The 22,368-nt window shown below is 69.7% G+C and carries 18 protein-coding genes and 2 tRNA genes; 14 read left to right on the top strand and 6 right to left on the bottom strand.

Annotated features, from left to right (window positions below; all coding sequences use genetic code 11):
* Window positions 1-53: 53 nt before the first annotated feature.
* The 7 genes from IM770_RS06160 to IM770_RS06130 all read left to right on the top strand — a co-directional run bounded on the left by IM770_RS06160 (window position 54) and on the right by IM770_RS06130 (window position 10,845).
* Window positions 54-1,532: an MFS transporter gene (locus IM770_RS06160; protein WP_203580249.1), complete on the top strand. Its 1,479-nt coding sequence runs from the start codon at window positions 54-56 to the stop codon at window positions 1,530-1,532.
* Window positions 1,529-2,404: an alpha/beta fold hydrolase gene (locus IM770_RS06155; protein ID WP_203580248.1), complete on the top strand. Its 876-nt coding sequence runs from the start codon at window positions 1,529-1,531 to the stop codon at window positions 2,402-2,404. The genes IM770_RS06160 and IM770_RS06155 overlap by 4 nt, the downstream gene beginning before the upstream one ends.
* Window positions 2,401-3,606 carry an N-methyl-L-tryptophan oxidase gene (solA, locus tag IM770_RS06150; protein WP_203580247.1) on the top strand — a complete coding sequence of 402 codons (1,206 nt, stop codon included), beginning with the start codon at window positions 2,401-2,403 and terminating at the stop codon, window positions 3,604-3,606. Before IM770_RS06155 ends, solA begins: the two co-directional genes overlap by 4 nt.
* A gap of 11 nt (window positions 3,607-3,617) precedes the next feature.
* A complete protein-coding gene (locus tag IM770_RS06145) occupies window positions 3,618-5,582 on the top strand; it encodes a S9 family peptidase (RefSeq protein WP_203580246.1) in 1,965 nt (654 codons plus the stop codon).
* 38 nt (window positions 5,583-5,620) lie between these two features.
* Window positions 5,621-6,832 carry a PucR family transcriptional regulator gene (locus tag IM770_RS06140; RefSeq protein WP_203580245.1) on the top strand — a complete coding sequence of 404 codons (1,212 nt, stop codon included), beginning with the start codon at window positions 5,621-5,623 and terminating at the stop codon, window positions 6,830-6,832.
* 87 nt (window positions 6,833-6,919) lie between these two features.
* Complete coding sequence (locus IM770_RS06135) at window positions 6,920-8,638, top strand: DUF885 domain-containing protein (protein WP_203580244.1); 1,719 nt, start codon at window positions 6,920-6,922, stop codon at window positions 8,636-8,638.
* Complete coding sequence (locus IM770_RS06130) at window positions 8,635-10,845, top strand: S9 family peptidase (RefSeq protein ID WP_203580243.1); 2,211 nt, start codon at window positions 8,635-8,637, stop codon at window positions 10,843-10,845. The genes IM770_RS06135 and IM770_RS06130 overlap by 4 nt, the downstream gene beginning before the upstream one ends.
* Before the next feature lie 56 nt (window positions 10,846-10,901).
* On the opposite strand, the gene IM770_RS06125 is transcribed toward IM770_RS06130, so the two are convergent.
* On the bottom strand, window positions 10,902-11,897 hold the full coding sequence (locus IM770_RS06125) for a LacI family DNA-binding transcriptional regulator (protein WP_239065878.1): 996 nt from the start codon (window positions 11,895-11,897) through the stop codon (window positions 10,902-10,904).
* A gap of 130 nt (window positions 11,898-12,027) precedes the next feature.
* On the opposite strand from IM770_RS06125, the gene IM770_RS06120 reads away from it, so the two are divergent.
* The 5 genes from IM770_RS06120 to IM770_RS06100 all read left to right on the top strand — a co-directional run bounded on the left by IM770_RS06120 (window position 12,028) and on the right by IM770_RS06100 (window position 16,988).
* Window positions 12,028-12,969: a ribokinase gene (locus IM770_RS06120; protein ID WP_203580241.1), complete on the top strand. Its 942-nt coding sequence runs from the start codon at window positions 12,028-12,030 to the stop codon at window positions 12,967-12,969.
* A 37-nt stretch (window positions 12,970-13,006) separates the two neighbouring features.
* Window positions 13,007-14,302, top strand: a complete 1,296-nt coding sequence (locus IM770_RS06115) for a sugar ABC transporter substrate-binding protein (RefSeq protein ID WP_203580240.1) — start codon at window positions 13,007-13,009, stop codon at window positions 14,300-14,302.
* Between the two features lie 77 nt (window positions 14,303-14,379).
* Window positions 14,380-15,234, top strand: coding sequence for a carbohydrate ABC transporter permease (locus IM770_RS06110; RefSeq protein ID WP_203580239.1), 855 nt, complete (start codon window positions 14,380-14,382; stop codon window positions 15,232-15,234).
* Window positions 15,231-16,085 carry a carbohydrate ABC transporter permease gene (locus IM770_RS06105; protein ID WP_203580238.1) on the top strand — a complete coding sequence of 285 codons (855 nt, stop codon included), beginning with the start codon at window positions 15,231-15,233 and terminating at the stop codon, window positions 16,083-16,085. The genes IM770_RS06110 and IM770_RS06105 overlap by 4 nt, the downstream gene beginning before the upstream one ends.
* 15 nt (window positions 16,086-16,100) lie before the next feature.
* The gene (locus tag IM770_RS06100) at window positions 16,101-16,988 is read left to right on the top strand and encodes a nucleoside hydrolase (RefSeq protein WP_239065876.1); all 888 of its coding nucleotides are present in this window, start codon (window positions 16,101-16,103) and stop codon (window positions 16,986-16,988) included.
* Window positions 16,989-17,209: 221 nt separating this feature from the next.
* On the opposite strand, the gene IM770_RS06095 is transcribed toward IM770_RS06100, so the two are convergent.
* Window positions 17,210-17,842 carry a LysE family transporter gene (locus IM770_RS06095; RefSeq protein WP_203580236.1) on the bottom strand — a complete coding sequence of 211 codons (633 nt, stop codon included), beginning with the start codon at window positions 17,840-17,842 and terminating at the stop codon, window positions 17,210-17,212.
* A gap of 70 nt (window positions 17,843-17,912) precedes the next feature.
* Between IM770_RS06095 and IM770_RS06090 the strand changes: the two genes are divergently transcribed.
* Complete coding sequence (locus tag IM770_RS06090; RefSeq protein WP_203580235.1) at window positions 17,913-18,332, top strand: Lrp/AsnC family transcriptional regulator; 420 nt, start codon at window positions 17,913-17,915, stop codon at window positions 18,330-18,332.
* Between the two features lie 94 nt (window positions 18,333-18,426).
* Window positions 18,427-18,978, top strand: a complete 552-nt coding sequence (locus IM770_RS06085) for an AAA family ATPase (protein ID WP_203580234.1) — start codon at window positions 18,427-18,429, stop codon at window positions 18,976-18,978.
* Window positions 18,979-19,036: 58 nt separating this feature from the next.
* On the opposite strand, the gene IM770_RS06080 is transcribed toward IM770_RS06085, so the two are convergent.
* From IM770_RS06080 to IM770_RS06065, 4 genes are all read right to left on the bottom strand, one after another.
* On the bottom strand, window positions 19,037-19,858 hold the full coding sequence (locus IM770_RS06080; protein ID WP_203580233.1) for an alpha/beta fold hydrolase: 822 nt from the start codon (window positions 19,856-19,858) through the stop codon (window positions 19,037-19,039).
* Between the two features lie 96 nt (window positions 19,859-19,954).
* Window positions 19,955-20,028 (bottom strand) — tRNA-Met (locus tag IM770_RS06075).
* 23 nt (window positions 20,029-20,051) lie between these two features.
* A tRNA-Thr gene (locus IM770_RS06070) sits at window positions 20,052-20,123 on the bottom strand.
* 64 nt (window positions 20,124-20,187) lie between these two features.
* Complete coding sequence (locus IM770_RS06065; RefSeq protein ID WP_307785384.1) at window positions 20,188-22,092, bottom strand: M23 family metallopeptidase; 1,905 nt, start codon at window positions 22,090-22,092, stop codon at window positions 20,188-20,190.
* Window positions 22,093-22,368 lie beyond the last annotated feature (276 nt).

Genomic DNA, 22,368 nt, shown 5'->3' with positions numbered 1-22,368 from the left:
GCGGCGCCTACGGTTGCCGAAACCGATCAACGATCGCCGAGCCGGGAGGCCACATGCCGCACCGCACCAGTCGGGCGCCACGCACGAGCCGCGCGCAGCGACGAGCCGCCGCGGGCGGTGCGCCGCCGCTGCGGCGGGACCTGCTCATCGCATTCGCCCTGCCGACGGTGATCCTCGGGGTCATGCACGGCCCCGAGGGCATCCTTCAAGGCGTGTACGCGAAGCACGCCGGCATCTCGCTCGGCGCCCTCGCGATCGCGGTGCTCGTCACCAAGCTCTTCGACGCCTTCACCTATCCCCTCATCGGCTGGCTGTCCGACCTCACCTACGCCCGCACCGGCACGCGCCGCAGCTGGCTCATCGCCGGCTGCGCGCTGTCGGTCGCGGGTGTGTGGTTCCTGCTGAGCCCGCCCGACGACGTCGGCGTCGTGTACTTCGGACTCTGGATGGCGGTGACGTACCTCGGGTGGAAGGTCATGGAGATCCCGATCCAGGCGTGGAGCTATGGCCTGTCGACCGACTACGGCCAGCGCGCCCGCGTGCAGGGATGGCGCGGCATGGCGCAGATCGTGGGACAGCTGCTGTTCTTCGTCATCCCGTTCCTCGCGATGCAGCTGGGCATGACCGACAGCACGGAAGTGGACTTCCGCAGCCTTCGCCTCGTGGCCATCATCTGCGCCGTCGCCCTGCCGATCGCGACGCTGCTGTTCATCCTGCGTGTGCCGTCACGGGGCGTCGAGCGTCCGATCGAGCCCGAGGTGCGCGAGCCGCGCCGGCGCCTGCGCGAGCTCTGGACGGCCGTCCGCCGCAACCCGCCGCTGCTGCGTCTCCTCGCCGCCTTCCTCCCCGTCAATCTCCTCACGGGCATGAGCTCGGGCCTCACCTACCTCTACATGGACATCTACCTCGGCATCGGCGCCGAGCTCCCCGCCATCATGGGACTCGCCCTGCTGACGAGCATCATCGGCATCCCGATCTGGACCGCCCTTTCGGGCCGGTTCGAGCGGCACCGCGTGTGGGCGATCGCCCTCATCCTCGGCTCGCTCGCGTACGCGTCGTTCGTCCTCGTCTCACCCGGACCGGGCGCCGCTGCCGCCAGCCTCGTGCTGCTGCCGATCGTCACCCTCGTGGTCAGCGGCTCGATCGCGGTCTACACGATGTCGGCCGACATCGTCGACTACGGGCGCCTCAAGACGGGCGAGGACCACAGCGGTCTGTACGGCTCGCTGTTCGCGTTCCTCCAGAAGTCGATCGTGGGGGTTGCGGGCGCGCTCGGCCTCGCCTTCGTGGCCTTCTGCGGCTTCGACGCGACCGCGGTCGAACAGACGACGTCCGCCGTCATCGGGCTCAAGCTCGGGTTCGCCGTGCTGCCCGCCCTGGGCCTGCTCGTGGCGGCCCTCATCATCTGGAACTATCCGCTCAACCGCGCGCGCATCCAGGAGATCCAGGCCGAGCTCGCCGAGCGCGGAGAGCTGCCGGCGGTCACCGGGCCCACGGCGACGGATGCCGATGCCCGACGGAGCGACGCATGACCGCCGCGGAGCACGACGTCGTGCTGATCGACCCCCCTGTGCGGTCGCTGACCCTGGCCGACGGTCGTACGCTGACCTGGCAGGAGTTCGGCGCCGACGGCGGGCGGCCCGCCCTGTACTTCCACGGCGGCGGCAGCACGAGCATCGAGGGCGGCATCTTCCACCGAGAGGCGGTGAGGACGGGCATCCGGCTCATAGCGACGAATCGGCCGGGCGCGCTCGGATCGACGCTCTCACCCCGTCGCCCCGTGGTGGCGTATGCCGACGACCTCCGCGAACTGCTCGACGTGCTGGGCGTCGACGAGTTCGCCTGCTTCGGCGAGTCCAACGGCGGCATGATGACGATGGCGACGGCCGCCTCGATGCCCGACCGTGTGCTCGGCGCGGCGCCCATCAACCCGACCGTGCCCTGGTTCGATCCCCTCGCGCGACGCGCCTCGCCGGCATCGGCCGGTGTCGGATACCGGCTCATGCAGTGGACGCCCCGCCTCGTCGTGTGGCTCGCTGAGCGCTCGGTCGGAAAGAGCGCCGTCGACAGCGATCTGATCGGGCCGCCGCCGGGCACCGAGCCGGATGTCGCAGCCCTGCACCGCCGGATGGACATCGAGCGCGCGAGCAGGGAAGGTCTCATCGCCGAGCTGCGGTGGGCGACCGCGCCGTGGGGCTTCGACCACTACACGATCCCGGTGCCGCTCGACTTCTTCTGCGGCGAGCGCGATGTGCAGGGCCCCTTCGCCCGGGTGCTCGCCGAGCGCAATCCCGATGCTCGCTTTCACGAGTTCGCGTACGGCCACAACGGCTTCTCGCACCCCGACGCTCGCCGGCGGATCGTCGACGTCATCGCCAGCCACCTGCATCGAGGAGACACGTGACCACGGGCTACTCGCACATCGTCATCGGCGCGGGCGCGATCGGCTCCGCCGCCGCATACTGGCTCTCGCAGGCGGGCGCAGAGCGCGTGCTCGTGCTCGAGCAGTTCGACCTCGTGAACACGCTCGGCTCGTCGGGCGACCATTCACGCATCATCCGCCGCGCCTACCACCGCGCCGATTACACCAAGCTCACCGACGCCATGTTCGACGCGTGGGCGCACCTCGAAGAGCGCGCCGGGCTGCAGGTCTACACGCGCACGGGCGGTCTCGATCTCTCGCCTGCCGAGGGCCGTGCGGCCGACGAGGTGCACGAGTACCGGCGCGCGATGGACGCCGCAGGCATCGCATACGAAGACCTCTCGGTCGACGACATCCGCGAGCGCTACCCGCAGTGGCGTGTGGCCGACGACACGGTCGGGCTGTACCAGGAGGATGGCGGCATCCTCGACATCCGCCGGTCGGTGTCGGCGCACACGGCGCTGGCGATGGCCGCGGGGGTCGAGTTCCGTCCTCGGACGCGTGCGGTGGGAGTCGGCATCGGCGAACGCGGCGTCTCGGTCAGGTTGGGTGACGGCTCGGTCGTCCACGCGGATCACCTCGTCGTCGCCGCGGCGTCATGGCTCGGCGAGCTGATGCCCGACCTCGGCCTTCGGTTCGCCCTCACCCTGTCGCAGGAGCAGGTGGCCTACTTCGCCCCGCGCACCGCGGCGGCATTCACCCCCGACCGGTTCCCCATCTGGATCCATCATGGAGCCGAGGTGCACTACGGCTTCCCGATCTATGGCGAGGCGGCCGTGAAGCTCGCCCGCGACATGCGCGGGCGGTTCATCTCCAGCGACGAGCGCGTCTTCGACGGCGACGCCGATGAGCCGCTGCGCCTGCAGGCATTCCTGGCGCGGTACCTTCCGGACGCGGCCGGCTCGCTGCTGGCGACCAAGACGTGCGTCTACGACATGCCCGCCGACCGCGATTTCGTGCTCGACACCGTGCCGGGGCATCCGCATGTCGCGGTGTTCAACGGTGCGGGGCACGCCGGCAAGTTCGCCGGTCTCATGGGACGCATCATCGCCGACCTGCTGACGGTCGGCCGCACGTCTCACGACGTCTCGGCGTTCCGCCTCACACGACCAGCGATCGTCGACCCCGACTTCGTGCCTGTGTTCCGGCTCGGCATCGCGGAGGCCGCGCCGGTGCGCGGCTGAGGAGCAGCGGAATGCACGACATCAGGCACCTCGACGAATACCGTGCCGTCGAAGAGACGCTTCGGCAGTGGCACGCTCCCGCGTTCGGTCGGCCGCACGCGCTGTCGGAGCCCGAGATCGCACCCGATGGCGCGCGGGTGCTGGTCACGGCCTCCGTGATCGACGCGCTCGAGGGTGTGCCGCAGTCTCGTCTGTTCACGGCCACGGCGGGCGAGCTCGCGCCCGCGGTCGGCATGCCGGGCGCATCCCGCTGCGGCCGCTTCTCCCCTGACGGGCAGCGCGTCGCGTTCCTCGCCGATCCCGACGACACGGGCGTGTTCCAGCTGCACCTCGCCGCCGCGGACGGCACCGATGCCGCCGCCGGCGCGGAGGTCGACGGCACGGTCGAGTACCTCCAATGGTCGCCCGACGGCGGTCGGGTGCTGCTGGGCGTCGCGGGTCACGGCGCCGACCTCGCCGGCGGCCAGGGTTCCGGCACGCACTCGACCCCCGCGGACGACCTGCCGTCGTGGCATCCGCTCGTCGAGACCGGTGTACCCGACCACGGCTGGCGGACGGTGTGGGTATACGACGTCGAGGCCGGAACGGTCGCACGGGTCTCACCCGAGGGCGTCAACTGCTGGGAGGCGAGCTGGTGCGGCAGCGATCGCATCGTCGCCGTCACGAGCACGGCCCCCGACGAGGACTCCTGGTACGCCGCGGCGGTGTCGCTCCTGGACCCCGAAGCGGGCACGGCCAGGACGCTCCTGCGAAGCGAGGTCCAACTGGCGCTGCCCTCCGCGTCGCCGGACGGACGGTTCGTGAGCATCGTGGAGGCCGTGTGCAGCGACCGGCAGATCGTCGCGGGCGACCTGCTCGTCATCGACCGGAGCACGGGCGATCCGTTGCGCCTCGACACTCTCGGCACCGACGTCACGTCGGCGCGATGGTTCGCCGACCGCAGGCTGGGATTCGTCGGTCAGCGCGGCCTCGAGTCCGTGCTCGGGGTCTTCGACGCGACATCCGGTCTCGTGGAGGAGCGCCACAGCGCACCGCGCTCGTGGGGCTATCGATACCCGGATGCCGCGTATACGGCCTCCGGCGATGCGCTCGTCGTCGAGGACGCCTATCGGGTGCCGCACCAGCTCGTCAGGATCGGCCCGGATGGGGCCGAGGTGCTCGCATCCGTGCGCCACCCCGGAACGGACCGCATGCTGGAGGTGTGCGGCCGGGCCGTCGCCGTCTCCTGGGACGCACCCGACGGCACGGAGATCGAAGGGGTGCTCGCGCTGCCCGATGCAGATGGTCCGCATCCGCTCGTCGTCAGCATCCATGGCGGACCTGTCTGGGCCTTCCAGGAGTCGTGGTCGATGAACTACCCGTGGGTGCCCCTGCTGGTCTCGCGCGGCTACGCGGTCCTGAGCCCCAACCCCCGCGGCAGCGGCGGACGTGGGCAGGAGTACGCCGGCCGGGTCGTCGGCGACATGGGTGGCGAGGACACGCTCGACCATCTCTCGGGCGTCGACGCTCTCGTCGCTCGCGGACTGGTCGACCCGGCGCGGATCGGGCTCATCGGCGGCAGCTACGGCGGCTTCATGTCGTCGTGGCTCGTGACGCAGGACTCGCGGTTCGCCGCGGCCGTGCCCATCTCGCCCGTCACGGACTGGTACAGCCAGTCGTTCACGAGCAACGTCGCCGGCTGGGGGCAGGCCTTCCTCCGCGCCGATCCCGAGGTGCCGGGATCGGCCGTGCACTCGCGCAGCCCCGTCCTCCATGCGAGCAAGGTGCGCACGCCGTGTATGAACGTCGCGGGCGCGCGAGACCGGTGCACGCCGCCGGAGCAGGCGCGGGAGTTCCATCAGGCGCTCGTGTCACACGGCGTCGAGTCCCGCCTCGTGATCTATCCCGAAGAGGGCCACGGCGTGCGCAGCTTCTCGGTGATGCCCGACTTCCTCACTCGCGTGCTGCTGTGGTTCGAGCGGCACATGCCCGCGTGACCGCCGGGGCGCGGATGCCGCGGCGATAGGATCGCGCAATGGCGGCCAACCTGCAGGAGCTCGTCGAGGGCCTCGCGGACCGGCTCGACCGCTCGGTCGCGATCGACGACGCGCGACTGCATCTGCTCGCCCACAGTCCGCATCGCGGCCAGGTCGACGCGGCGCGGGCGGAGTCGATCCTCCGTCGGGCCGTCTCCAAGGAGGTGGTGGACCACGTCTACGCGTGCGCCGACGCGGCGGGTGAGCGCTATGTCGTGACGCCGCGTCCCGAGCTCGGACTCGACGACGTGCGCATCGGCTTTCCGATCCGCCACCATGGCGCCCTCATGGGGTTCCTCTGGCTGCTGGGCCCCGAGGGCGACGTCGACGAGGAGAACACGGATGCCGCGACCCGGTCGGCGGCCGAAGCCGCCGTCATCCTGCACCGCGAGCACCTGCGCTCCGCAACCGCCCGCGCTCGGGAGCAGGATCTGGTGGAGCGGCTGCTGGGCGGCGACGACAGCGCACGTGCGGACGCCGCCACGGCGATCCGCGAGGACGGCCTCTTCACCGCGAGCACGTACTGCGTCGTCGTCGTGGACGTCGAGCGACCCGGCGAGCGGACCACGGACGATGACGCCCTCGCGATCTCGGAGGCCGTCGCCGCCGTGCGGAGTCGTCGCGGGTCGCGAGGCGTCCTGTCGCTGCAACGGCGCGACCACGCCGTGCTGATCGTCGCAGAGCCTCTGGCATCGGGCGCGCGCGAGCAGCTCCTCGCCGTCGGCCGCTCACTGCGAGAGGCGGTGCTGGCGAAGACGGACGCACCGCACTGCCGGGTGGGCATCAGCCGATCCCGCAGCGATCTCGCCCAGGCGCGTCGGGGCGCGGACGAAGCGGCGCGCGCCGCCCGGATCGCGGGGCGCGTGCCGACCGTCGAAGAGGTCACGGGTGTCGAGGCTCTCGGGGTGTACGAGCTCCTCGATCAGGTGCCCGACGACGCGCTGCGCGCCATGGTGCACCCCGGCCTCCTCTCGCTCATGTCGCAGGGTGCCCGCACCGACTCGCTCGTCCACACACTCGAGGTCTTCCTCGACAGCGCCGGCGACGTGAAAACCGCGTCGGAGCGGCTGTTCGCGCACCGGACCAGCCTCTATTACCGGCTGCGCCGCATCCAGGAGCTCACAGGTCTCGATCTCTCGGACGGCGACGACCGGCTCATCGCGCACCTCGGTCTGCGCATCGCCCGGTTGACCGGGATCCACGAGGACTGACGGTTTCTACAGCTGCCGAAATCCCCGCCCCCGCTCTGCGACCGTTCGTCGAAGACCGCACGCCCACCCTCTCCTAGCGTGGTGGACATGGAGCAACGCCGCACGGACACCCTCGACCCGGTCGAGATCGAGGCCCGCTCGGTCGTCGACGCCGCATGGAGCATCATCTCGGCGACGCCCGTCGTCGCGCGCCATCTCGGCCGCGTGCTCGAGCAGATGCCCGACATCGGACTCGAGGCCGTGGCACGACGGACGCGCGACGGCAAGGAGATCCTCGCGCGCATCGACGCGCTCGACACGTCGGTGCTGCCGACGGACGTGGTGGCGACACTCGCGGCCGCTCGCACCCTTGCGTCGGGCTGGGCGCGGGAGGAGGAGTGGTACTGGCTCGCGTTCGACCCGCTCGGCGAAGGATTCTTCAGCATGTTCGCGCCCTCCGCGTACTCGGGCGCCTTCGTGCTGAACATCGTGCACGAGGCGCTGGCTGCGGTGGAGCTGACAGATGAGACGGATGCCGCGGCCCACCTCGCCGTGATCGACGAGTACGCTCGCCTCGTCCGCCAGCTCGGCGATCGCACGCGGGGGCAGGCGGAGCGGGGCATCTTCATGCCGGCTCGTCAGCTCGAGGGCGCCGTGCCGCTCGTGACCGGCCTCCGGCAGGTCGGACTCGACGCGCTGCACGTGGCGTCGCGCGCGGCCGACACCGTGCCGACGGACGCGCTGCGCCGCATCGACGCGCGGATCACCGCCGAGGTCGAGCCCGCTTACGACGCGCTGCTCGAGCTGCTCGACAGCGCGGACTACATCGCGAACGCACCCGACGCGGTCGGCCTCGGCAGCTATCCGGGCGGTGCCGAGATCTACGAGCGCCTCGTCGCTCTGCACACCACTCTCGACCTCACGCCGCAGGAGGTCCACGACCGCGGGCACGCGCGGATGGCGCGCATCGAGGGCGAGATGCGCGCGCTCCTCGCCGACGCGGGGTTCGAGGGGACTCCCGCGGAGTACCTCGCGTCACTCGCCGACGACCCGGCGTGGCGTGCGTCGACCGACGATGAGATCGCCGCGCATTTCCGGCGCTACATCGACCGGTTCGCGCCCGTCGCCGCGTCCTCCTTCGGCGTGCTGCCCCGCGCTCCGTACGACGTCGCCCCGCTGCCGGCGGAGATCTCGGGGGCGATGACGTTCGGCTACTACTCGCCGCCTCAACCCGACCGCGACCTCGGGCTGTACTTCTTCAACGGCGTCAATCTCTCCCAGACCGCGTTGCCGATGATCGCCGCGCTGAACTACCACGAGCTCGTGCCCGGCCACCACCTGCACCTCTCGCTGCAGCACGAGACGGAGCACGCCCACCCGCTCCGCCAGTTCGCCGCCGCGACGGCGTACACCGAGGGCTGGGCCGAGTACGCCGCGCGCTTCGCGGGCGAGGTGGGCATGTACCGCGAGCCGCAGGAGCGGTTCGGACGCCTCGTGATGGAGGCGTTCCTCACGTCGCGCCTCGTCGTGGACACCGGCATGAACGCGTTCGGCTGGACGCTCGAGCGCGCGCGAGACTACATGCGCGAGCACGCGTTCATGGGGCCGACCGAGATCGACACCGAGACGCTGCGGTATTCCTGCGACATCCCCGGTCAGGCCCTCGCCTACAAACTCGGCGACGACTTCCTCCACGAACTCCGCGAAGGCCTTCGCGCCGACATCGGGGAGCGATTCGACGTGGCTGACTTCCACGACGCCGTCCTTCGCGCGGCGGGGCTGCCGCTGCCCGTCGTCGCCGACCTCGTAAGGCGGGAGCTCGCGTGAACGGTGAGACGCCGACGATGCTGGAGCGGTACCGCGAGGCGGCAGCGCTGGCCCCCGAGAAGCTCGCGGGGCTCATGCGCAATCGCCGCATCTCTCCGTTCTGGACGGGCGAGGACGACGTGTTCTGGTACCGCCGCGAGACCGACGAGGGCGAGGAGTTCGTCCGCGTCGACCCGGGCGCCGCGACGCGCACGGTCGCGGCGACGCGCGCCGAACTGGGCATCGCCGACGTGCCCACCGACGTGCGGCCCGGCATCCTTCCCGGTCCTGACGGCAGAGGGCTGCGGCGCCGGGATCACGATCTCTGGCTCGTCGACGGCGACGCCGAGACGCGGCTGACGTTCGACGGCGAGGTCGACTATGCGTGGGGTGCGATCTCGGCCGACAACAACATGGTCGTGCCGTTCCGCCGGATGGGCCTCGATCTGCCGCCCATCGGCACCGTCCACTCGCCCACCGGTCGCCGCGTCATCACGATCCGCGCCGACGAGCGCGCGATGCCGATCAAGCGGATGGTCGAGAACATCTCACCGTCGGGCGCAGCTCGCCCCGAGGTGCACGAGTGGCGAGTCCAGCTGGATGACGAAGGCGAGCCACCGCCGCTCGAATGCCGCATCATCGACCTCGACACGGGCGAGTGGGTCGTCGTCGACGCCACGGACGGCCTCGTGTCGCAGCTCATGGTCAACGGCAGCAGCGAGGTCACGTGGTCCTCTGACGAAGAGCACCTCTACCTTCTGCACCACCGGCAGGGCGCCACACGCGCAGCCCTCGTCGAGGTCGACACCCGAACGGGCGAGCGCCGCGACGCCGTCGTGCTCGACGACGGATCGCTGTACGAGCCGAACCAGTTCCTCTACAGCCTGCCGCTCGTGTGGGTGCTGCCCGACTCCGGCGAGGCGGTGCTGTTCTCGCAGCACGACGGATGGGGGCACCTGCACCGCTACAACCTCGCGACGGGCGAGCACCGCAACCGCGTGAGCGACGGCGACCTCGTCGTGCGCGACATCCTGCACGTCGACGCCGAACGGCGGGAGGTCACGTACCTCGCCGGGACCGCGGCAGACGGCGGCAACCCGTACTGGCGCCGTGTCTACCGAGCGGGCATCGACGGCGGCACGCAGCGCCTGCTGACGCCGGAGCCCGCCGACCACGAGCTCGTGGCGCCCGAGCCCCAGTTCTTCCACCTCGTGTTCGGGCAGGGGCTGCCTCCGGTCCGGAGCATCAGCCCCAGCGGGCGCTACTTCGTCGACCACCGATCGACCGTGAGCGATGCTCCCGTCATCCTGCTGCGCGACGCCGATGACGGCGGCCGTGTCGTGCTCGAGCTCGAGCGCACCGACGTCAGCCGCCTTCTCGGCGCCGGCTACGTCGAGCCGCAGGCGTTCTGCGTCAAGGCGGACGACGGGGTCACCGACCTGTGGGGCGTGCTGTCACTCCCCCGCCATCCGCTGGACCCGTCCCGCATCCCCGTCATCGAAGACGTCTACGCCGGCTACCAGACGACGCATGCGCCGCACGCGTACCTCGGCGCCAGCAAGCTGGCGGCGCGCCAGGTGTACCTGCCGTCGTACAACGCCCTCGGCTTCGCCGCCGTCATGCTCGACGGCCGCGGAACCCCCGGCCGCGAGCGCTCCTTCCGGCAGTGGACGTTCCGACACTTCCACACCGACCGTGGACTGGCCGATCACGTCACGGCCGTCACGGAGCTCGGAGCGCGGCATCCTGAACTGGATCTCACGCGCGTCGGCGTCGTGGGGCACTCTTACGGCGGGTACAACTCCGCCCGCATGCTGCTGATGTTCCCCGAGTTCTACCGCGCCGGCGTGAGCAGTGCGGGCGTGCACGTCGCGAAGAAGATGCCGTTCGGACGTTGGGACTGGCACCTCGGCCCCGGGGTCGACCGCGACAGCGACGAATACGTCGGTCTGGGCAACGTGCAGCTGGCCGATCGGCTGGCCGGCGACCTGCTGATCGCGTGCGGCGAGATCGACGAGAACGCCACGATCGACCACTCCTACGCGCTCGCCGACGCGCTCATCCGCGCCGGCAAGCGGTTCGACTTCAAGGTGTGGCCCGGCGTGAACCACTACCGCGTCAGCCCGTACGCGCAGATGACCTTCTGGGACCACTTCGTGTGGAGCCTCCTCGACCAGCACCCGCCCCGCGAGTTCGTTCCCGCACCGGACGCGTCGGGTCGGACCTAGGCGCGTTGCGCCGGGAACGCACCGCCGCCGAGGCCGGATCGCCGATCGGGACGGGATCAGGATGCGGGCTGACAGCCGCAGCTCTCACGGATGACGAGCGCGTGCGGGACGGTGAGGTGCAGATCGCCGGACGATTCGCTGATCAGCTTCTCAACCGAGCAGCGCGCGATCGTCTCGAGAGGAAGCTGAATGGCGGTCAGCGAGGGGCACGTGAACGCGGATGCGTTGGTGCCGTCGAGGGACACCATCGCGATGTCCTGCGGCACGCGCAGCCCTGACTGCTGCACCGCGCGCAATGCGCCGAATGCCTGCACGTCCGACGAGACGAAGACCGCGGTGGGTCGATCCGGCCGCTCGAGCAGTTGCTTCGCGGCGGCGTAGCCGCCTTCTCGAGTGAAATCCCCCGCCGCCTGAAGCTGTTCGAGTCGTTCCGGGGAGCAGCGCGGCGTCATGGCGTCGATCCACGCCCGCCGTCTGAGGCTGACGTCGTGCGTCCCGGCGATGAACGCCACCTCCTCGTGACCGTGCCAGAGGAGGTGGTCGATGCCCTGGCGGGTCGCGCCGTAGTCATCGATGCCGACGGAGGGGATCTCGGCCGCCGTGAGATTCCAGTCCATCGAGACGACCTTGATGCCGGCCCGAGCGATCGATGTCAGGGTCTCCTGCCGGCGCGCTCCGAAGATCGCGATGCCATCGACTTCGCGGGCGACCATGTTCTGCAGCTCGGTGGTCTGCTCGACGCCCTCACGATGCTCGCCGCCGATCATCACGCCGTATCCGTGCTGGTGGGCGAATCTCTGAACGTGCGCGGCGATCTCCGAGAAGAAGGGGTTGGTGATGTCATCCACCATCAGGCCCAGCACATCGGTCCGCGACAGCTTCAGCGCGCGAGCCGAAGCGTTCGGCCGGTAGCCCAACTGCTCGACCGCCGCCAGGACTCGCTGCCTGGTGGCATCCGCCACCGGGCGCGGGCCGTCGTTGAGGACGTAGCTGACGACCGCGGTGCTCACGCCCGCGAGTCTCGCGACGTCGGTGCGATTGGCTCTGGGCATGGAACAACCATAGGTGCCGCCACCGGCGGCGGGGTGTTGTGGCGAAGTCGGGGTCGTGATAGACATTGCGGAGCAATCTACTCCAGTAGACTTCACGAGCATCTACTCCAATAGACATCCGAGGAGGATCATGCCCAGCCCACGATCGATCTTGGTATTCGGCGCGATCAATCAGGACGAAGTGGCCCGTGTCGCGCGTCACCCCCTGCCGGGCGAGACCGTGGTCACCGACTCGATCGAGCTCTTCCCGGGCGGCAAGGGCGCGAATCAGGCGTACGCAGCCGCCGTCGTCGGCGGCGCGCAGGTGACCGTTCAGATGGCGGGCGCCGTGGGCGACGACGCGGCAGGCACGCTCGCGCTGCAGTCGCTGCGATCGGCCGGTGTCGACACGACGCTCGTCAAGCGGGTCGTCGACACGCCGACCGGGCGCGCATACATCTGCGTCACCGAGGACGGGGAGAACACGATCGTCGTCGGTCTCGGCGCGAACGCGTTCGTCTCCCCGTCCAACCTCCTCCTGGCGCAGCGCCCGAGCGTCGCGGTCGCCCAGACCGAGCTCGGCACGATCAGCATCGAAGCGTTCTCCGAGTTCGCAGAGCGGACCGGCGCGCGCCTCGTCCTGAACGACGGTCCTGTCGTCGAGCTCAGCGCCGCGGCACTGTCGTACGCGGACCCCCTGGTCGTGAACGAGCACGAGGCGCTCGAGCTTCTGGGAGGTCAGGCCCCCGCAGGTCCGGACCCGGCGGTCGCCGGCCGGCTCCGCGAGCTGTTCGGGTGCCGGTCCGTGATCGTCACGCTCGGCTCCCGCGGAGCGGTGCTCGCCGACGAATCGGGAACGCGCTCGCACCCTGCCGCCCGTCCGCCCGCTCCGGTCGTGGACACCACCGGCGCCGGCGACAGCTTCATCGGCGCCCTCGCGGCCGCCCTGGCTCTGGGCGCCGACCTCGACGAGGCCGTGACGACGGCCAACGAGGCCGCGGCCGTGTCCGTGACCGTGCGCGGTGCACGCGCCCCGCTGTCGGCGATCACTGACGGCTTCAAGACTCGGAGCACCCAAGCCGGTGTGCGCTGAAACCGAGACCCTGCAATCGAAGAGGAACGAGAGGAACATGCGAAAGAACTATCGCTACATCGCCGTGGCCATCGCAGCGGCATCCATCGCCGGATCGCTCACCGCGTGCTCGGGCGGCGCAGAAGGCGAGGGCGCCGCTCCGACCACCATCACACTGCTGATGGCAGATCCGCCCGAGAACCTGGAGCCGGCACTCGAAGCGTTCGAGGCGGCAAACTCCGGCATCATCGTCGAGTACGAGTACGTGCCGTTCGATCAGTACAACAACCTGATCGAGCAGCGCGTCGGGGGCGGTGACGCCGGCGTCGACGTCTACGCCGTCGACTCGGGGGCCGTGGGATCGCTCGCCACCAAGGAATACCTGGTCGACCTCACCGACGACTTCGCCGATGACGTCGAGTCCGGCTCCCTGCCGGCCACGAGCGACGCCAACACCTTCGACGGCAAGCTCTGGTCGGTCCCGCTGTGGACCTCGCTGCAGTACCTCTACTACAACAAGGATCTGCTCGACGCCGCCGGCATCGCCTACCCGTCCGAGAGCCTCGACGAAGCGCTGACCTACCAAGAGCTGGCCGAGAACGGCGAAGCGGCGCAGGCCGCCGGAGCGACGTGGGGCTTTCTGTTCGACCAGATCAACCGCTACTACCAGCTTCAGCCGCTCATCGAGTCGGCCGGAGGAGGATCGGGCGTGACGGGCGCTGATCTGCTGACCGCCGACATCAACAACGAGGGCTGGGTCGATGCCATGTCCTGGTACTCCGCCCTCTTCGCGGATGAGGTCGCGCCTCGTGGCATCGCCACCGAGCAGATGGCCGAACTGTTCGCGGGCGGCCAGGCCGCGTACATCGTGGCCGGCCCCTGGCTGGTCACGACGAACAAGAAGGCCGGCCTCGCCCGCTACGGCGTGGCACCCAACCCGGTCTGGGAAGGCGGCGCTCCCGCCATGGCCACGGGCTCGTGGAATCTCGGCATCAATCCCGCCACCGACGACCTCGATGCGTCGAAGGAGCTCATCCGGTTCCTCAGCCAGTCGGAGGAAGGAAACACCGCTGCCGCCTCGGTCAACGGAACAGCGCCGACGTTCAACGCCTCCTTCGATCTGTTCATCGAGGGCCTCGACACTCTGGACGGAGAGAACACGGCCGGCATGGGCGTGCTGACGTCCGACCAGCTGAACAACATCGCCGTGAACCGGCCGAACTCGCCGGGCTTCACTCAGATGACGGACGTCACTGGTCGCGCTTTCGAGGACATCCGCAACGGGCAGGACGTCCAGACGACCCTCGATGACGCGCAGGACGAACTGCAGAGCCTCTGGGATCGCTTGAAGTGACGCTCATTGAAGAACCGGTGGTCCGCGAGGCGGGGGTCACGCCCGCCTCGCGGGTCCCCCGCCGCCGCCGATCGGCCGTGGGGAAAGTCGCTCTGGCCTTCCTCGCCCCCACGTTCGTCCTGCTCTTCGTGCTCCGCGTCCTCCCCACGGTGCAGGCGCTCATCGAGAGCTTCCAGCGCCGCGCCAGCCGCATCGCCGAACCCAGGTGGGTCGGGCTCGACAACTACGTCGCGCTGTTCACCAACGACGGCTTCCTGCAGGTGCTCGGGGTCACCGGGCTCTTCATCCTGATCATCATCCCCTTCCAGGTGATCTCGGCCGTGTTCCTCGCGCTGCTGCTCAACGAACGCTTCCCGGGCCTGGGCGCGGCACGGGCATTCATTTTCGTGCCGGTCGCCGCGCCGGCCGCGGTCGCCACCGTCGTCTGGGGGGTGGCCTTCCAGCCGCAGGGGCCCATCAACGCGGTGATCGAGGCGGCCGGGCTCCCGAGTCAGCCCTTCCTCACCTCGCCTGACCAGGCCCTGCTCGCGATCATCGTCCTGATGTCGTGGATCGGGGTGGGCTACTGGACCCTGTTCCTGGTCGCCGGCCTGCAGGACATCCCCCGCGACCTCTATGAGGCAGCATCCATCGACGGCGCGGGATGGTGGCGCTGCTTCTTCTCCATCACGCTGCCCAACCTGCGACGCACGCTCGCCTTCGTGGTCGTGGCCAACACCGTGTCCAGCCTCATCGCGTTCGTCCCGGTCGCGATCCTCACCCGCGGCGGCCCCGCGGACAGCACCCGATTGATCATGTACGACACGTACAACAACACCTTCGTCCTGGGCGACGTGAATCTCGGCCAGGCCGAGGTGACGATCCTCCTGCTCGTGCTCATCGTCATCACGGCGTTGCAGTTCCGGCTTCTCGGCAGGGAGAGGGAGTCATGACGCTTCCCGACAGAATCGGCACGACGAGGCCCCGCCGGATCGCCGTCACCGTCGTCGCCTGGCTGGTCGCCGTCCTCTTCGCGCTGCCGCTCCTGTGGATGCTGGCCGGGAGCTTCCGCACCACGAGCGACATCTTCACGTCGGTCTATCCGTTCAACCCCCACATCTTCGTCCCCAGGACTTTCACGCTCGAGAACTACACCAGGCTGCTCAGCGGGCCTTTCGGCGTGAGCGTCTTCAACTCGATCCTCGTCACCGCCATCACGGTACTGGTGGGGCTCCTGCTCTGCGCGATGGCAGCGTTCGCCCTCGCTCAGTTGAAGTTCCGGGGCGCGGGTCTCGTGTTCGCCGTCATCGTGCTGAGCTTCCTCATTCCGTTCGATGCGATCGCCGTGCCACTGGCCAGCCTGTTCCGCGACTGGGGCCTGGCCAACAGCTACGTGGGCCTGATCCTCCCGGGCATCGTCAACGGGTTCGCCATCTTCGTCCTCCGCCAGTTCTTCCTCGGAATCCCGATGGAGCTCTCGGAGGCTGCAAGGATGGACGGACTTTCCTGGTGGGGCGTCTTCTGGAGGATCTACGTCCCGCTGTCCAAGCCCGCACTCATCGGCGCCGGCTTCACGCTGTTCCTCTTCCAGTGGGGCGCGTACTTGTGGCCGCTCCTCATCGCCACGCGCCCCGACGTCATGCTCGGGCCCATCGCCCTGAGCAATCTCGCGACAGCGCAGGGTGTCGACTTCGGCGCCATCTTCGCCGGCGCCGTCCTCTTGACCGTCGTGCCGCTGGTTCTCCTGGTGATCTTCCAGCGTCACTTCACCGCGTCCCTGGCCTCCACGGGCAGCAAGGGCTGAACAGATGTGGACACGATGACTCTCTTCCTCGACACCGACATCGGCACCGACGTCGACGACGCGCTCGCGCTGGCGCTCATCGCCGGCTCGCCCGAGCTCGAGCTCGCCGGTATCTCGACCGTGTACGGCGACACCGCGCTGCGTGCGCGACTGGCACGCAGGTACCTGAGGATCGCCGGTCGGAACGCCGAGATCCCCATCGCCGCGGGTACCGAAGTCCCCCTCAGCGGTCGCGAAGTTTGGTGGCCGGGACACGAAGGCGCGCTCTTCGAAGACCTCGCCGATGAGCGTGTCGATCCGGATGGGGTTCGCCTGCTCGCCGAGACTGTCGCCCGGCACCGCGGCGAGATCGATGTCCTCGCGATCGGCCCTCTGACGAACATCGCCGCGGCGCTGGAGTCGGATCCCTCGTTCGAATCGAACGTGCGTCGGCTGGTCATCATGGGAGCAGACTTCCGCCCGCACCGACGTATACCTGAGCACAACATCAAGAGCGACGTGGACTCCGCGCGTCGTGTCTTCGCGTCGGGACTCGACATCCACGTAGGAGGGCTGGAGCTCACGACCAGGTTCTGGCTCGACTCGCGGGACGTCGATGTCATCGAGGGCGCCGGCGCTCTCGGTGCGGTGCTCGCCCGAGAGATGACGTCATGGTGGAATTTCACCGAAGCGGACGGCAACACCCCTCACGACCCGCTTCTGGCGCTGTACCTCGCGCGCCCCGACCTGTTCACGGCCACCCGTGCCACGGTCGAGGTCGACGACGACGGCATGACGAGCGAAACCGTCGATCCGGCGGGCAACGTGCTCATCCTCGACGCGGAGCGCATCGACGTGGTGAAGGACGAGCTGATGCGGCGAGTGTGCGCGGGAGCCGAGAGCATCACCGGCCTCAGGGTTTGATCGCCGGTTCCCAGCGCGACACCTCACCTCGCGGAGCGGCCACAGCCCCGACTGCCTCGCGCCGGCTCCCACGATCCCGGCGACCTGGGCACCGCGGACGCGATCGCACCCGTCCTCACCCAGCTCACGGTGACCGACACCGCCGAGGGCGTGCAGATCCGGCTGCTGCCCGGCGAGATCGCCCGCAGCGTCCGACAGCGTGCGTCCGGCTGCCGGCTGGGTCACCCGCGCTGCGACCACACGGCCTGGACGATGATCGCAATGCCGAAGACGATCACCGCGCCGTTGCCGATGATCGCCGTCCAGACGTGGAACTTCGGGCCGGTGCCGCGCCGCAGAACCGATCCGACCGCGACGAGCGCAGCCTGCCAGCCGAACGACGCTGCGGCCACGCCCGCGACGAAAGCGACCTGCGCCGGAATCGACGTCGCGACGTCATGCAGCGCTGGGAGGATCGCGACGAAATAGAGGAGCGTCGCCGGGTTGATCGCGGTCAGGGTGAGGAAGAGCAGAAATCGACCTCGGGTCGACGGCGCGAGCCCCGGCGCTTCCGCAGCCGGCGATCTCCTGCGCTTCGCCAACGCACGAGCGCCGATCACGACCAGGATCGCGCCGCCGGCCAGCTGCGGCCATGGCGCCCACCCAGCGACGACGGGAGCTGCCAGAGTGCCGGCGCTGACGGCGACGGTGCAGTAGACGGTGTCGACCGTGGCCACCGCTGCGGCGGCCGACAGCCCGTTGCGCAGACCGCAGCCGAGCCCCTCTTGGATCAGCAGCACTCCGATCGCACCGAGCGGGGCCGCCAAAGCCAGTCCGGCGAGAACACCGACCGGGAAAGTGAGCAGGACATCCATCCGTCGATGATGCGGAACCTGATCGTCGGCTCCTGTGCGTTTCCTCAGTCAGACTGACAGAATTCGCAGCATGGACGCTGTGGACGACAAGATCCTGGACGTACTTCGCGCGGACGGGCGCGCATCGTTCAGTGAAGTGGGTCGCCGGGTCGGCCTGAGCACGAATGCCGCGGCCGCCCGGGTGAGACGCATGGAGCAGGCCGGGGTGATCCTCGGCTACCGAGTCGTCCTGGCCGCAGAGGTTGCGGAAGATACAGCCGGCCTCGAAGCCTTCATCGATGTCCGGCTGGAGCAGGCCCACGACTCCGAGCGCTTCCTGTCATGGTCGCGCACGGTGCCCGAGATCTGGGATGCGGCCCACGTGACAGGTCCGTACGACTACCTCCTGCACGTGCGCGTCCAGGACACGCAGTCGCTCAACCGGCTGCTGCAGACCCTCAAGGCCGAGGGCGGTGCCGGGCAGACGCAGACGCGGCTCGCACTGCGCTAGCGATCCCCGACCGTCATCGCCACCCGGCCGCGCACTCGAACGCCAGGTGCCTGCCGGTCGAGGCTTCGTTCGGTCGGGGATCTAGAGTCGCGTCATGCGGATCGTCGTCTCGGGAACCCACGCGAGCGGGAAGAGCACCCTCATCTCAGATTTCGCTCGACGCCACCCGGAGTTCGTGGTGCTGACCGACCCGTTCGAGCTGGTGGACGAGGCGTGGGACAGCCCGACGGCGGCCTTGTTCGCCGCGCAGCTTCGCATCTCCGCAGCCCGCCTCGATCCGAGCCAGTCTGCTCAGCACCTCATCGCCGAGCGTGGCCCGATCGACTTTCTCGCCTACCTCTTGGCACTGGACGATCTGACGGGAGCATCGATCCCACCGGAATTCCTGGAGCGTTCGACGGCGATCACCCGGCGGGCGCTGGAGCACGTGGACCTTCTCGTCGTACTGCCGCTCTCGAAGACCGATGGAATCATGGCCGATGTCGACGAGCACCTGGCCTTGAGGGAGGCGATGAACGACGTCCTCGTCGAGCTCATCGACGACCCCGAGATCGTGGGTGAACGTGCGCGCGTCGTAGAGATCACCGGCGAGAGGAACGAGCGCTTGGCTCTCCTCGAGTCTTTCGCCAACGATCAGGTCCGCTGACACGTCCCTGGGGAGCGGCGGCCGCGCCCGAACCGATGCGCGAGCGAGCGCGCAGGGATCATCGGTTGGCGTCGGATGCGGGGATGCAGATCTCGTCCAGCCAATCGGAGAGAAGTGCTGCCAGGAGATTGGGACGCTCGTGAGGAAGTGCATGCCCGGCGTCGGCGGCGGTGACCACGGTGGCGCGCGCGTATCGATCACCGAGGCGCTGCTGCGGTTCCCACCCGACCCAGTGGTCGTGTCTGCCCGAGATCACCAGCACGGGTGAGCCGACAGCCACCGCGTCGGGATCCGCGGCATGCGGACCGAGAGTGATCGCTGTCTCCAGCGTCTCCTCGTCGACCTCTCCGGTGGCGGGCACCACCGCGCGGCGAAATCGCTCGAGGGTCTCCGCGGTTCGGACGACGAAGTACCCCTCGTACTCCGCTTGCTCACCAGGCTCCAGCGCGGTGGACACGTCATCGTCCCGAACCACCGCCGGCGCGGGGGCACTTCGCTCACCGGGAACGGCCGGGCAGATCAGTGCGATCCCAGCGACCCGCTCAGGATGCCGTGCCGCGATCGCGCGCGCGATGTGTCCACCATACGAATGCCCGAGCACGAGAAACCTGGCATCCGCTGCCTCCACGTCAAGGAGGCGGTCGATGAGGTCCAGCACGTCATCTGGTCGCCGAACCCCGGACGAGGGGCGGGAGTCGCCGTGACCGGGCAGATCGACGTAGACCCGACGCACCGCACGCGCGTCGATCATCGGCTCGAGGAACCCCCTCACCTCGCCCCGCGCGGAGTATGCGCCGTGGAGCGCGATGAGGGGAATGCCGGATCCGACAGCGTCGTATCCGAGCGACGCCGTCTCGCTCAGCTGAACTGTTCGCGTCATGTCCCAATGATGCCAAGCCCAGCGCGCGACTCACTAGGCCGGAGTGGCGGGATGGCGGCAACACAAAAGCCCCGGCTCACCGGGGCTTTTGATCTGTAGCAGGAGCGGGGCTTGAACCCGCGACCTCACGATTATGAGTCGTGCGCTCTCACCAACTGAGCTACCCTGCCGCGTCGCATCTGACGATGCTGCGAGCCCCGAGTCAGGATTGAACTGACGACCCCTTCCTTACCATGGAAGTGCTCTGCCACTGAGCTATCGGGGCGTGCCGCCTGCGAACAGGCAACTAGAAGAGGATACCAGAGGCGCGGCATCCTTCCGAACCGAGGTCACCCCACGGTGTGGGTTCCGTCGGTGTGCTCCTGCAGCCACGGCCACGGGTCGATCGCCGTGGTCCCGTTCGCCAGGATCTCGAAGTGCGTGTGGGCGCCGTACGAGCGTCCGGTGTTGCCGGTGTGCCCGATCACGGTGCCGACGGTGACGTGCTGACCCGGCACGACCTGCATCGAGCCGTACTGCATGTGCGCGTAGTGGCTGGACACGAGCTCGCCGTCGACGATGTGGTCGATGATCACGTGCACGCCGTAGGCGCCGCCGGCTTCGGAGGCGATGCGGACGGTGCCGTCGGCGATCGCCTGGATCGGCGCACCGGTGCCGGGCGTGAAGTCGATGCCCTCGTGCATGCGGCCGGAGCGCATGCCGAACCCGTACGACATCGTGACACCCACAGTGAAGGGCCACTGGATGTTCGAGTTCGGGTTGTTGCGGAAGAGGTTCGAGAAGTTCTTGATGCCGGCCTCGGATGCGAGCTGTGCCGTGCTCGCGGTCGAGTAGCTCTCGGTGCGCTGCAGGCTGTCGCTCTGCGCGTCGCCGGGAGCGACGTACGCCTGGATCTCGTCCTCGTCGATGACGGATGCCGCATCCGCCGCTGCGATGACAGCCAGTGGCGGCTCGCCGCCGGTGACGGCGGCGACGGCCTCGGCCGAGGTGGTCATGCCGACGGCCATGAGTCCGACGATGCCGAAGACGCCGACGGAGAACGACGCCGTCGCGGCCCGCTTGAACGAGGCACCACGGCGGGACTGCGAACGGCGCGGAGCGGTGTGTGTGGGCTGAGCCTCGGCCTCGGCATCCGTCTCGGGCGCGGTCGCCTGCTCGGCGGTGGCCGCCTGCTGGACGGGGGTCTCGCCCGTGAAGGCGAAGAGGCGCGCCGCGGCCTCGAATTCGTCGACACCGGATGCCGCGGGCGCCGGAATCGGGCCGGTCAGGGGTTCGACCCGCTCGGTGCGGGGACGCCCTGCGTGCTCGCTCGCCGTCCACTCCTCGGCAGGGCGCGACGTCGCGGTGTCAGCCGCAGCCGGCTCCTCAGCGACAGCCGGCTCGGCGGCGACCGGCGCCTCCACCTCTGCCGCGCGCGCGGCAGCGGCGCGAGCCGCGGCAGCCCGTCGCGCGTTCGTGCGCGCCGCCGCAGCGGTCTCGTCCGTGACCGCGGGGACGGCGCCCTCCGCCTCGACCGCGCGCGGCGCGACCGGCTGAGAAGCGCCGGTCTCGACCAGCGGCGCGGTCGTCGCGGCGGCGGCGGCTGCCTCGGCGGCGATGATCTTGGCGAACGTGTCGGCCATCCACGTCGAGGCGGTGGGCGACGCGGTGGGAGCGGCGGCGGGTGCCACGGTGCTGATCGCGGAGGCGTCGTCGGCGACGACGGGCTCGAGCAGCTCGAACGGCTCGGCGGGAGCGAGCACGGTGTCGAGCAGCGGTGCCGGCTCCTCCTGCGGCAGGTGGGCCGCGAAGGCGGCCGCAGGCCGCTCGGGTTCGGCGGGAGCGACCGGCGCGATGGGCGGAACGACCACGACGGGCTGTTCGGCGGTCTGCGCACGCCGGGAGCGACGGCTCACCGGTTCCGCGGACGGCGCCGGAGGGGTGACGGATGCCGCAGCCCCGCCGCGGGCGCGCACACGGGGCATGACGGGCTCGACGACTGGCACGGCGGCGGCCGCGGGGAGCGCGACCGACGAGGGAGCCGGGGCGACGGGTTCCGCCGGTGCGGAAGCAACGGGTGCGGGTGCGGACGTCTCCGGGAGAGAGGAGGTGGCAGCGGGGATCGCAGGATCGGCGGCCGGCGTGGAGGGCTGCGTCGACGACGCCATCGGCGTCAGGTACGCGGATGCCTCGGGCTTCGCCGACGGGGCGGGCGCGGCATCCGTCCGCTTCAGCTCTGCGGAACGACCCCACACGACCGCGGGACGCTCGGGAGCGGTGCTCGCCGCCTGCCGCCGCGCCGTGGCACGGCCGGCCCCCGTGGTCTCCGGCGTCGCCTGGACAGGCGTGGCGGAGGTGCGACTGGAGCGGCGCGTGGGCGCAGATTCAGCCTGGGGGGCGTCGAAAGGCAAAGCGGAAGAAGGCTCTCGGGTCGTGCCGCGAGGGGGGTGTACGCGGCAAGGCGGTCGTTCGGGCTATGACCACCCTCGCCGTTCGGGCGGCGAAGGTAACGATCGGGTAAACACTATCCC

Source organism: Microbacterium hibisci (assembly GCF_015278255.1).
GTDB lineage: Bacteria > Actinomycetota > Actinomycetes > Actinomycetales > Microbacteriaceae > Microbacterium > Microbacterium hibisci.
The sequence above is the reverse complement of the archived record's forward strand: the minus strand, read 5'-3'. Positions and strand labels throughout refer to the sequence as shown.